The sequence below is a fragment of the Kribbella sp. NPDC023972 genome (assembly GCF_040639075.1).
GTDB lineage: Bacteria > Actinomycetota > Actinomycetes > Propionibacteriales > Kribbellaceae > Kribbella.
Map to the genome: position 1 here is coordinate 191,591 of NZ_JBEZZH010000012.1, position 11,106 is coordinate 202,696.

10 protein-coding genes and 1 pseudogene are annotated in these 11,106 nt (G+C 67.5%); 7 read left to right on the top strand and 4 right to left on the bottom strand.

The genetic code is table 11. From position 1 onward, the window contains the following. Positions 1-15 precede the first annotated feature (15 nt). Complete coding sequence (locus AB0F43_RS34290) at positions 16-1,647, top strand: LuxR C-terminal-related transcriptional regulator (RefSeq protein WP_360486625.1); 1,632 nt, start codon at positions 16-18, stop codon at positions 1,645-1,647. A 72-nt stretch (positions 1,648-1,719) separates the two neighbouring features. Beyond that, positions 1,720-2,796, top strand: coding sequence for a class I SAM-dependent methyltransferase (locus AB0F43_RS34295; protein WP_360486628.1), 1,077 nt, complete (start codon positions 1,720-1,722; stop codon positions 2,794-2,796). 226 nt (positions 2,797-3,022) lie between these two features. Here the strand turns inward: AB0F43_RS34295 and AB0F43_RS34300 are convergent, their stop codons facing one another. The 3 genes and pseudogenes from AB0F43_RS34300 to AB0F43_RS34310 all read right to left on the bottom strand — a co-directional run bounded on the left by AB0F43_RS34300 (position 3,023) and on the right by AB0F43_RS34310 (position 5,870). After that, on the bottom strand, positions 3,023-4,051 hold the full coding sequence (locus AB0F43_RS34300; protein ID WP_360486669.1) for a cyclase family protein: 1,029 nt from the start codon (positions 4,049-4,051) through the stop codon (positions 3,023-3,025). A 48-nt stretch (positions 4,052-4,099) separates the two neighbouring features. After that, positions 4,100-4,892, bottom strand: a pseudogene (locus tag AB0F43_RS34305) (IS5 family transposase); the annotation flags it as partial. Between the two features lie 153 nt (positions 4,893-5,045). Then, positions 5,046-5,870, bottom strand: coding sequence for an aldo/keto reductase (locus tag AB0F43_RS34310; RefSeq protein ID WP_360486630.1), 825 nt, complete (start codon positions 5,868-5,870; stop codon positions 5,046-5,048). A 134-nt stretch (positions 5,871-6,004) separates the two neighbouring features. Here AB0F43_RS34310 and AB0F43_RS34315 point away from each other — a divergent pair, with 134 nt between their 5' ends. Continuing rightward, positions 6,005-6,634, top strand: a complete 630-nt coding sequence (locus AB0F43_RS34315) for a hypothetical protein (RefSeq protein ID WP_360486633.1) — start codon at positions 6,005-6,007, stop codon at positions 6,632-6,634. 536 nt (positions 6,635-7,170) lie between these two features. Beyond that, entirely contained in the window at positions 7,171-8,703 is a 1,533-nt protein-coding gene (locus AB0F43_RS34320) for a hypothetical protein (RefSeq protein ID WP_360486636.1), read from the top strand. 58 nt (positions 8,704-8,761) lie between these two features. Here the strand turns inward: AB0F43_RS34320 and AB0F43_RS34325 are convergent, their stop codons facing one another. Continuing rightward, positions 8,762-9,058, bottom strand: a complete 297-nt coding sequence (locus AB0F43_RS34325; protein ID WP_360486639.1) for a hypothetical protein — start codon at positions 9,056-9,058, stop codon at positions 8,762-8,764. 140 nt (positions 9,059-9,198) lie between these two features. Between AB0F43_RS34325 and AB0F43_RS34330 the strand changes: the two genes are divergently transcribed. The 3 genes from AB0F43_RS34330 to AB0F43_RS34340 all read left to right on the top strand — a co-directional run bounded on the left by AB0F43_RS34330 (position 9,199) and on the right by AB0F43_RS34340 (position 10,096). Continuing rightward, positions 9,199-9,552 (top strand): XRE family transcriptional regulator, encoded by a 354-nt coding sequence (locus AB0F43_RS34330; RefSeq protein WP_360486642.1) that lies wholly within the window; start codon positions 9,199-9,201, stop codon positions 9,550-9,552. A gap of 31 nt (positions 9,553-9,583) precedes the next feature. Continuing rightward, complete coding sequence (locus tag AB0F43_RS34335) at positions 9,584-9,787, top strand: KTSC domain-containing protein (RefSeq protein ID WP_360486645.1); 204 nt, start codon at positions 9,584-9,586, stop codon at positions 9,785-9,787. Between the two features lie 81 nt (positions 9,788-9,868). Then, positions 9,869-10,096 carry a hypothetical protein gene (locus AB0F43_RS34340; RefSeq protein WP_360486648.1) on the top strand — a complete coding sequence of 76 codons (228 nt, stop codon included), beginning with the start codon at positions 9,869-9,871 and terminating at the stop codon, positions 10,094-10,096. Positions 10,097-11,106: the final 1,010 nt, after the last annotated feature.

Below are 11,106 nucleotides of genomic sequence, written 5' to 3' on the forward strand. Positions count from 1 at the left end.
GTTTACCGTCGAGCTGTGGAGGAGATCGAGGGTCTCCTCGCAGCCGGGGAGAAGGCGCTCGGCGACGGGGACTGGGTGGCGGCGCGAGCCGCGTTCGGCTCGGCGGTGGGCCTGGAGGCGACCGCCCCGGGCCTTGCCGGGCTGGGGAACGCGCAGTGGTGGCTCGGCGACGTACGGGCCGCCTTCTCGAGCTGGGAACGCGCCTACGCACTCTTCCGCCGCTCAGAGTCGGCCGAGGCGGTCTTCATGGCACTCGGCCTGAGCCTGCTGTACGACGCCAACTTCGGCGACCGGGCCGCGGCACAGGGATGGGCCGCGCGGGCCGTCCGAGTAGCTGCCGAGGTTGGAGATCCGGTCGTGTCGGCGTGGGCCTCGCTCGCCCGAGCTGGAACCGCGGACGAGGCGGCACACGTTGCAGCCTGGTCAGAGGCGGCGTACGGCGTCGCTGTCGAGGCGGGGGAGAGCGATCTCGAGCTATGTGCACTCAGCATGTGGGGCTCGGCTCTGATCAACCTGGGCCAGGTCATCGAGGGCACCGCCTTGATGGACGAGGCTCTGGCCGGTGCACTCGGCGGTGAGGGAGTCCGGCCCGACACTGTTGTCCTCACCAGTTGCCTGCTGCTGCGGTCGTGCGTACGTGGCGCCGACTTCCTGCGAGTAGTGCAGTGGACTCGCTCACTCGACGGCTTCATCGAGCGCTACGGCTGCCCGTACCTCCACTCGACGTGCCGCGCGTCGTACGGCGCCGTACTGGTCGCGACTGGCGACTGGCCGCGAGCGGAGGGCGAACTGGTCGCAGCAGTGGAGTTGGCGCGTGATGCGCTACCAGCGGTACAGGCTGAGGCGGCAGCCTTCCTTGCGGACCTCCGACTCAATCAGGGCCGAGTTGGCGAGGCACGTCGTCTCCTGACCGGTTTTGAGGACCGGACCGTCGTACGACCTGTCCTAGCGGCTGCCTACCTGGCCGCTGGAGAGGTGGCGATGGCTGTCTCGCTCGTACGACGTCAGCTCGACGACTCGACCCCACTGGAGGAGGCCCGACTGCGTGAGGTGCTTGGCTCTGCCTATCTGGCGGCGGGAGACGTAGCCGGAGCGGCTGCCGAGGCAGAGCGGCTGTCTGCCCTCGGTACGGCGACCGACAGCGGGCTGATCGCAGCACGCGCTGCCCGTTTGTGTGGATGCGCCCTGCTGGCACAGGGGAAGTGCCACGAGGCAGTTGCCCGGCTGACGGCCGCTCAGACCTGGTTCGGCCTGTTGGAGATGCCACTCGAGGTCGCGCGTACTCGAATGATGCAGGCTCACGCCATGGCGTCGTACGACCCTGCTCCTGCCGTTGCCGAGGCTCGGATCGCACTGGCGGTGTTCGAGGACCTCGGCGCTTCTGCTGATGCTGATGCGGCTGCTGCCTGGTTGCGAGCCTGTGGGGCGACTGCCGCCCGCGTCGGTCCGCGTGGGCTCGGGCTGCTGACCAAGCGCGAGCGCGACGTCCTCGCCGTACTGGCTGAGGGCCTGCCCAACCCGGAGATCGCGGCCCGGCTCTACATCAGCCGCCGTACCGTCGAGCACCACGTAGCCAGCATCCTGTCCAAGCTCGGCCTCCGGAATCGCACCGAGGCGGCCGCCTACCTCACCCGGGCGCACGAATAGGCGAGTTCACCGATGCTCCGCCCGATCTCCCGATGCGACGCTGCGGACAACATCGAGAGTTGGGAGATCACCATGAGCGAGACAACGCTGGACACCACTCGGATCGAGGCCTTCGGGCAGGAGATGAGCGACGTACTGAATCACGGCACTCTCGCGTTGCTGATGAGCATTGGCCACCAGGTCGGCCTCTACGACACGCTTGCAGAGCTGCCACCGGCCACCAGCCACGAGATCGCCGGCGCCACCGGTCTGCAGGAGCGGTACGTGCGTGAGTGGCTCGGCGCGATGGCCGCCGCCCGGATTGTGGAGTACGACGCTCGCGACCGCACCTACTGGCTGCCGCGCGAACACGCCACTTTCCTGACCCGCGCGGCCGGACCGTCCAACCTCGCGGGAGCGACCCAGTTCATCTCGCTGCTGGCCGGTGTCGAGGCGTCGGTGGTGGAGTGCTTCCGGCAGGGCGGCGGCGTTCCTTACTCGGAGTACACCGAGTTCCATCGTCTGATGGCCGAGGACAGCGGCGCAGTCTTCGACGCGGCCTTGATCGACGCGATCCTGCCGCTCGTGCCTGGACTGTCCGCCCGCCTCGAGGACGGCATCGATGTCGCCGACATCGGCTGCGGCAGCGGGCATGCGATCAACCTGATCGCCGCCAGCTACCCGCGCAGCCGGTGCGTCGGCTACGACTTCTCCGCCGAGGGCATCGCCGCGGGCCAGGCCGAGGCCGCTTCGCTGGGACTGACGAACGCGGAGTTCGTCGTACGGGACGCCGCCGAGCTGGGGGAGAACGAGCGGTTCGACCTGGTCACGGCCTTCGACGCGATCCACGACCAGGCGCGGCCCGCGCGGGTGCTGGCCGGCATCGCGGCGTCGCTGCGGCCCGGTGGCGTCTTCCTGATGGTCGACATCCACGCGTCGAGCAACCTCGAGGACAACCTCGACAACCCGTTCGCCACCTTCCTGTACGGCGTCTCGACCATGCACTGCATGACCGTCTCGCTGTCCCTCGGCGGCGACGGGCTCGGCACGGTCTGGGGCGAACACAAGGCCCGCCAGATGCTGGCCGACGCCGGCTTCACCTCGGTGGAGGTCACCCACGTGGAGGCCGACGCCTTCAACGCCTACTACATCTGCCGCAAGGCCTCTTAGAGCGCGTCTGAGAAGGATCGGCTGGTCTGCGTCACCTCACCCGCCGTGTGATCAACCTGGGCGGGTGGCACGACGCAGCCGGTACCGCTCGGACACAGCGACGAGCAGGGGGCTCTGATCGAGCCGCTGCTGCCGGAGGTGAAGACCGGAGACCAGCCGGAGAAGCATGGCTGATCGGCTCCCAGACGGTGAAGGGTGTCGAGACTGTCGGGCGCGAGTCCCGCGGTCAGAATGTGGCGATCGGGTTGACCGGGCTGCCGGACGTACCGGCGAAGCGGACCGGCGCGACGACGAGCTGGAAGTCCCATTGGCCGAGTTCGGCAGCTGTGGTGGAGCATTCTTCGAGGTCGCAGTTGTCGAGCAGCCACAGGCCCATCGCGACCAGGCCCACGGTGTGCACCGGCATTGCCAGGTCGTCGTACCCGGACGGCTGGACGTCTTGAGGGGTGTCGGCGGCGATCAGTGCGACCTGGCGGTCGTGCAGCCATGGCAGGCAGGACGCGTGCCAGCCGGCCTGCGTGACATCACCCGACGGGCCGGCTTCGTGCCGGGCGCGGCCGTAGCCGGTTCGCAACAGGACTGCGTCGCCGGGTTGGACCCGCACGCCTTGGCGGCGCTCGGCTGCTTCGAGGTCGTCGGGGAACACGCCTTCGCCCGGTTCCAGCCATGGCACGTCGCGGACCTTGGGGATGTCCAGCAAGACGCCACGGGTGACGATCCCGTTGGCTGCCGCTGTGACGGCTCCCCAGGCCGATCCCGTGGTGGCGTCGACCAAGGAGTGTGGCCGGCCGTTGTACATCTGGCCGTCCCAGAAAATGTGGCACGGCGAATCGAGGTGCGTGATCGTGTTGCCGTGGAACAAGATGCCGAGCCGCTCGTTCGAGTAACCCCAGTGCCGGTCGTTGCGGAATCCCGGCAGCGGCATGTCCTTCGCGACCGGCATGTCCGCGAAGCACGGGCACGTCGTCGTCGACCGCTCCATCTCTTCCGGTACGGCCACCTCCCAGCCGCACGACACGCTCCGGCCGTGGCGCACGGCCCGCGCCGCCGCCAGCCGGACGTCGTCGGTGATGTGGTTCAGAGTGCCGAGCTCGTCGTCGTCGCCCCACCGTCCCCAGTTCGACAGCGTGTTGAAGTACCCGAGCACGTCGTCCTGTGTGGGCATCGGTCGCCCTGCCGTCATCCCAGCATCGACTCCTCCGGTCACGCGGTTCGAGGCACCGCAGGCACCGTATCCCGCCCTCGCCTTGGACATGCCAAGACCCGCTGAACAGTGGGCGTGGCGGATGTTCCTCGCGACGGGCAACTGGCATGACACTAGATCGGTGATGGTGTTGATCGCGGCCCAGCGGATCATGGCCTCGGAGATGGCGGGATCGCGTTCGTAGTCACGGGCCAGGCGGCGGTGCGCGGTCAGCCAGGCGAACGTCCGCTCGACCACCCACCGGCGCGGGATCACGGCGAATCCTCGCTGGCCGGCGGGCTTGCGCACGATATGCAGAGTGGTGGCCGGGATCGTGCGCGCCCAGTCCAGAGTCGGCCGGCGAACCCGCCGTCGGCGAAGGCGAACCGGACTCGAGTGCGCAGGTAGGTGTCGAACAGGACCGGCCTGGCACCATCGCGGTCCTGCATGCCGGCGGAGAGGACAACGACAGTGAGCAGCAGCCCGAGGGTGTCGGTCACGATGAACCGCTTGCGGGCATTGATCTTCCTGCCGGCGTCGTAACCGCGGGACTCGCGCCCGACAGTGTCGGCACCTTCACCGTCTGGGAGTCGATCAGCCCTGCGCTGGGCTGCGGATTACGGCGTTCGGCGATCCGCAGCTGTTCACGCACCAGCGGGAGGATCTGCTCGGTGACCTTGTACTGTTCCCAGGCGGTTTGAGATACCGGTACACGGTTTGCAAGGGCGGGAAGTCGGCCGGCAGTTGCTGCCACGTGCATCCGGTGCGCATCACATAGAGGATCGCGTCCACCAACGCCCGGCGGGGATGTTTCTCCGGCCGGCCTCCGGTCCTCACCTCCGGCGGCAGCGGCTCGATCAGAAGCCCACTGCTCGTCGCTGGTGTCCGAGGGGTACCGGCTGCGTCGTACCACCCACCCGGAGGTTGATCACACGGCGGGTGAGGTCACGCAGATACGCCGATCCCTCTCAAGCACGCTCTTAGCGACCTCAGCAGTCGACGTCTGGTGACCTGAGCAGGCATCTAGTGCCCCCGTGCGGCGCGTGCCACCGACCGCCGGTGCGGCCTAGTGACCTGTGCGGTCGGAGTCGGCCGCGGGTCGGGAGGTGCCGTCGAGGGCGGTCAACGCGGTCAGTTGTGCGTCGGTCAGATCGAAGTCGAAGACAGCCAGATTCTGCTCCAGCCTCGCCCGGTTGGCGGACTTGGGAATCGGTACGACGCCCTGCTGCGTCTCCCACCGCAGCACGACCTGAGCCGGCGTCTTACCGTGCTCCTCGGCAATCTGCCGAACCGTCGGATCGTCCAGTAGGTCAGTGCCCCTACCCAGCGGACTCCAGGCCTCCGTGACGATTCCATGCTCCTCGTGGAACTCCCGCTCTGCCGGCTTGGCCCAGACCGGACTCAGTTGCACCTGGTTCACCTCAGGCGCCACCCCGGTCTCGTCGATCAGCCGCTGCAGATGGGCCGGCTTGAAGTTCGACGTACCGATCGCCCGGACCAAGCCGGCCTCACGCAACGCGATCAGCCCTTGCCACGCGTCGACGTACCTGTCCTGATCCGGATTCGGCCAGTGGATGAGCAACAGGTCCAGGTACTCCACCCCCAGCCTCTCGGCACTCGCCTCGAAGGCCGTCCGCACCCCGTCCACGCTGTGCCACCGCTTGTTGAACTTCGACGTCACAAACACCTCGTCCCGCGGCGCCCCCTTGAGCGCTCGCCCGACGCCGGTCTCGTTCCGGTAGTTCTCCGCGGTGTCGACCAGCCGGTACCCAAGATCGAGCGCCTGGGAGACCGCCCGTTCGGCGTCCGCGTCGTCCATCGGCGACGTACCGAGGCCCACCCGAGGCATCGCTGCCCCGCCACTCAGCGTGACGACCGGAACTGAACTCATCGAGGTCCTCCTCCGCGGCGGCTACGGCCACCGTACGTCGGCCCGTCTCAGCCCTCTGCGAAAGGCGAGCGAAGTGTCGGGGCCGTGGTTCATCATGGTGCGGCGGGATGGGATCGTGCAGGAGGGGTGGGCGAATGAAGAACCGGCTGATCACTCTGGTGGACCTGGGTCTGGACAACTCGTTCGACGCGTCGATGACCTTCGTCCAAGGCATCACCGGCAACATCAACGCCGGCTGGGACCAGCCAGTCATCGACGTGAACTTCGTCCGTACCCGCGACCACGAGACCGCCTTCTCCGCTCTCACCACCCCTTCGACCGTCCTCCATGTGATGGCACACGGTGACCACAGCGAGGAACCGTCATTCCTGTCCACCGACGGCCAGACCCAGGTCTCACTGAGATCGCTCGCCGACTGGTTTCTGGACCGCCAATGGGGCATCGCCAGCGGGGTAGTCATCGCCGACGGCTGCAAAACCGGCATCGGCAAGTGGCAGCGAGCCATCCGCGACTGCCTTCAGGACGACATCACCTACATCGGCACCAGCACCGTCATCGGCTGGTACGAGGCGACCGTCTTCTGCTCCGCCTTCTACGGCGCCCTGGTCCGCAACCGCGGCCTCGGCCGCACCCCCGCCGAACAAGGCTGGGACGCCGCCAACCGAGCCATCCGCGCCTACGAAACCCTCACCGACGCCCGCTGCCCCTACAAACCAGTCCTCCTAACCCCCTCCCGCCGAGCCCTCCGCTCCCTCACCGGCTGACCGCCCCGCGTTCTGGTAACTGTCCCCACGACGGGCACCCGCCGCGTGGGTCGCAGGCGCTGGCACTGACATACGGGGGTCCCGGGCGCGTGGCTCGTGGGCGCTGGCAATGACATACGAGGGGTCCCAGGCGCGCGGCCCGTAGGCGCTGGCATTGGACGTACGACGGGTACCCGCCCTGTCGCCGTAAGCGCTGGCAATCTCCGGCCATACGTCCGTGCGTACGGCTCGGGCTCGGCGCCAAGGCGTCGAGCGGGACCCCGGCTTCCTCCCTGCACCACAGGGTCAGCCCTAGCCCAGAGCAACCCGGACCCTCCGCACGGACCGAGCACCGGCCAGGGACTCGAATCCCGGTCGCCGACACGCTGGGGGCGGCTACTTTGGGTTAGGGGTGGGAGACTCTTGGTGGGCTCGTCGCGTGGCGAGGTCCGTGCTCTGGGTTGCCGGTGACCCGGGTGGCGAGAGGACCGGGAAGCCGTCCGGTACGCATTGGCCGACCTCCTGACGTCCGCCCGACGTGGTGAAGGAACGCCACCATGAAGCTCCATCGGAACTCCCTCCTGACAGCTGCCGCCATCGTCCTGGTCCTTTATCTCGTGTGCCTCGCCGTCGGTCTGCCGACCTGGCCCGCGATCGTGCTCACGGTGGTCCTGCTCGTTCTGCTGACAGTGGTCTGGAAGCAGCCTGATCCGCCACGGCCGGTCGCGACCCCGATGCCTCCTCCGCCGTCCGTCGTACTGCCGGATCGGGACCCCGTCTTTACCGGACCACCGTCGCGCACGGTGGCCGACGTACGGCTGCCGTCCGCGTCGCCTGATTTCCAGTTCAGCTTCTCGGCCGTCGTGCAGTGGTCCACCGTGTTGTCCGGATCGCGTCACGCCGACCTTGGTGCGGTCGCCGTCCATGCGCTGCTCGAGCGTGCCCGGGCACTGACCGCGACCCAGCAGGTGACCGAGGAGTCGCTGAATCAGCACCGGCTCGCCGCCATCCTCGGGGAGCCCGCGCTCGACGAGAAGGGACAGGTGCGCTGTTGGGCGACCGAGGTACGCCTTCGCCTGCCGGACGCGGACCAGAAGCACCTTCAGCACCTCGCCGCCCTGCATCGCCGCGAGCAGACCACGCTGCTCGAACGCCGAATAGAGCAGGACAAACGCGCGTACCTGAAGGAAGACGTCTTCGCCACGCCCGGTTCGGCTGCAGTCTGGTGGTTGGTCAACAACCCCGGCGAGGTCGAGAACGCCGTCGGCCTCCTCGCCACCCTCGCCGAGCTATCCGCCGCGGCCAACGATCTCCCGGTACGACGCTCATCCGCGGAGGTCATGGATCGCCCGCACCCGACCCGTGCCGAGCTCGACTTCAACTCAGCCGTCGGCCACCTCCTGGAATCCGGCGAACCCGCACCAGAGAGCACCACCCCGTCCAGGCCCAGCCCGCGGCACGCCGGCCCACACCAGGCCGACAATCCCGCCCCGCCACCACCCGAAGCCACCGGTACTCATTCGGCCGACGGGACCGGCTCGCGATCGACCGGCGCCGCCAATCAGCAGCCATCGAACGACGTGACCAGCCCGCGAACCTCCGTCGGCGCGAACCCGCGGCCCCCGAGCGACGGGACGAGCTCGCGACCCACCGACGGGACAACTGCGCGATCGACCGTTGGTGCGAACCAGCAGCCACCGAGCGACGTGACCAGCCCTCGATCGACCAACGCGACCAGCTCGCGATCGACCGACACGACTGCCCCGCAAATGTCCCACGGCACGACGCACCAGCCCTCGGCCGACGCGGCCAATCGTCGGTCCTCGAACGACGGCGTCCCCCGCCAGCCAACGAACGACGGCGTCCCCCGCCAGCCAACGAACGACGGCGTCAGCCGCCAGCCTTTGAAAGACGACGTTGGCCAGCAGGCACCGAACAACGGGAACGGCACCCGCCCGAGCAACCAGCGGTCCGACAACGGGACCAGCTCGCCGCCGGCCGAAGAGACCGCAGCCGCCCGCAACGGCGCCCCGCACCCATCGAAGGAGCAGCCCGAAGGCAAGTACCGGGAACAGTTCTATTCGGAGTGAGTCGGTGAGGCGGGCTGGCTGCAGGGTGGGCCCGCCCCACCGAGTTCGGGTGCGCATGTCATCCATCCAGCCAGTGGATGGTGGTCGCGCCGTTGTGGCCGTGGATCGTGAGGAGCGCATCGATGCCGTCTGGCCAGACCGTGGTAGTCGGGTAGCGCCCGCCCCAATGCAAGGCGACCGTCCCGTCGGTCCACTCGACGCCCTCGGCGACGACGCCCGTACCGCTCACACCGGAGACGTCGACATGTCGGACCAGCTGGAAGCAGCGTGGCCCGGTCGTGTTCGCGACTTTCAGATGACGCCGTCGCGGGATCGTCCGCGGCAGCGTGGTGGTTCGACCGCTGATCTCGTCCATGCCCAAAGTCAACGCCCGGTCCGGCGGCCTCACCAGGAACTGAACAGGTATCCACAGGGCAAAAATTCGGCACTCTGCCGATGACCCGATCGCCGTAATCTGATTGCAAGGAGTGATCGACGCGCAGGGGAGAGATACCGATGACGATCATCGAGAAATGGACCGGCCGGCACGCGCATGCCTTGCGCACCGCGCTCCGGTTGACCAACGAAGCCTTCGCCGAGCACCTCGGCATCGCGCCACGGACGGTGACCAAGTGGCGAGAGCGGCCGGACATAGTGCCGAGCCAACACCTTCAGCAAGCACTCGACACCTCACTCACACAGGCGCCTCCTGATGCCCAGATCAGGTTCGCCGCGAACCTCGGCCTGGACGAGCGCCAGCTCCCGGTCGAGCACACCGTGCTCAGCCAGCTCAACGAAGCACTCAGCGACCTGGCCCGCGCGGTGGCGCGCCTGGAGTCCGCAGAGCCCGAGCGATCACCGGTTCACTAAGTCGGCGTACGACGTACCGAAAGGAGCGCAAGTGAGGCGACGCCCGGTGAATTCGTCGAGTGTGCGATCGGTCGGTTGGGCGGACGGCACGTTAGAGCTCGAGTACGTCAACGGCTCGACGTACCAGTACTACGACGTCCCACAAACCACCTACGCTGCTTTGCTCGCCGCGCCCAGCATCGGCGCCTACGTCAACGCTCACGTCAAGCCGTACTACGACTACCGCGAGGTCTGACCAGCACCGTTTCTGCAGGCGTGCCGGCGGGCACCAGAGGGTCGATTCACACACGGGGGTGCGCCCAGCCCAGGAGGTGACATGCGCACTCGTAGAGTGTCTACGACTGGTTCTCGCACGGTGGCGATCATCCTTGTCGTCTGGCTGTTGATCGGCTTGGCGGCGGCCGCCCAGCGGAACTACTTCGCGGGGTCCGACGCCACATGCGCCAAAGTAAGCACGACGCTGGTCACCGTCGTGGTTGGCCCGCTGAACTACCTCGGCGCGAATCCGAAGATCGACTGCACAGCACCACAACCGTCGAGGTAGCCCGATGCACGAGCCTGCCGCGGAACCCCCGCGGCAGGCTCGCGCTGGCGGCGTCGTAGGCCCACGCACACCGTTCCAGCAACTTGGACAGAAGCCGGCGCTCGACGGCCGGAGGGTGGTCTGCATCCGGGGCGATGCCGCGTTGGACTGCGGTCAGGAACCGGTCGGGAGTCGGGAATAGCTGCGGATGGCCGCCCGTTACACCTGATGCCGTCCGGTTCATGACCCCCGGGCCTCAACCCAAGCCGCTACGAGCGGCCACTCGCCGAGAGGCGTCTGCTGGACGGTGCGGTACGTGGCAGGTGGGAGCCGGCTCGCTCGGCTCCCACCTCTTGCCGCGGCGTGCACCCCGCCGCTGACGAACCTCCGAGGGTGACCTCGGGTACGCCGATGCGCAGGGGCCGCAGCCGCACGAGTCTGTGCGCAGAAATCCCGTGGAGCTTCGCTTGAGTGGTGCGGCATCATGGGAAGCGTCGCTTGCGGAGACGCGAGTGAGTGATGTGACCAGAGGGACGACCACTGCCTCGTGGAGGCGCCGGCTGGCCGGCGTCGAGGGCGCTTCGCAAGGGTTCGGACAAGGTCCGGCACCCCGATTTGCATCTTCACCGCGAATGTCAGTAATGTTCTTCTTGTTGGAGCGAGACGCAGGACGCGAAAGCGGCCGGTCCTCCGACAAACTCCCTGAAGGTCTCGGAAGCCGAAACACGCCTCGGCGGGTTTCGGTCACTGGGTCACGCAGGGAGACTGGGACGAAAGAGGCCGATTTGACCGGCCCCGGACGAAACAGTAAAGTTGGGCGAGTTGCCCCGGAGCTTCAAACGAAAGTCTGAAGCGCGGTGTGCGTCCGATTCTTGAGAACTCAACAGCGTGCCGAAAGTCAATGCCGAAAGATGCATTAACCCCGTCCGCGGGCAGTGAATGATTTGTCGCATCCTTGCTTGATGGTTTGGGTGTGGTGGTTGTTTGTTGTCTGTGGCGGATTCCTTTGAAGTATTTTTTGATTCAAGTCA

What these genes read in the sequence shown, in the direction of transcription:
- AB0F43_RS34295 (WP_360486628.1), top strand. Translation starts at nt 1,720, where the DNA reads ATGAGCGAGACAACGCTGGACACCACTCGGATCGAGGCCTTCGGGCAG.
- AB0F43_RS34300 (WP_360486669.1), bottom strand. Translation starts at nt 4,051, where the DNA reads ATGTCCAAGGCGAGGGCGGGATACGGTGCCTGCGGTGCCTCGAACCGC.
- AB0F43_RS34310 (WP_360486630.1), bottom strand. Translation starts at nt 5,870, where the DNA reads ATGAGTTCAGTTCCGGTCGTCACGCTGAGTGGCGGGGCAGCGATGCCT.
- AB0F43_RS34315 (WP_360486633.1), top strand. Translation starts at nt 6,005, where the DNA reads ATGAAGAACCGGCTGATCACTCTGGTGGACCTGGGTCTGGACAACTCG.
- AB0F43_RS34320 (WP_360486636.1), top strand. Translation starts at nt 7,171, where the DNA reads ATGAAGCTCCATCGGAACTCCCTCCTGACAGCTGCCGCCATCGTCCTG.
- AB0F43_RS34325 (WP_360486639.1), bottom strand. Translation starts at nt 9,058, where the DNA reads ATGGACGAGATCAGCGGTCGAACCACCACGCTGCCGCGGACGATCCCG.
- AB0F43_RS34330 (WP_360486642.1), top strand. Translation starts at nt 9,199, where the DNA reads ATGACGATCATCGAGAAATGGACCGGCCGGCACGCGCATGCCTTGCGC.
- AB0F43_RS34340 (WP_360486648.1), top strand. Translation starts at nt 9,869, where the DNA reads ATGCGCACTCGTAGAGTGTCTACGACTGGTTCTCGCACGGTGGCGATC.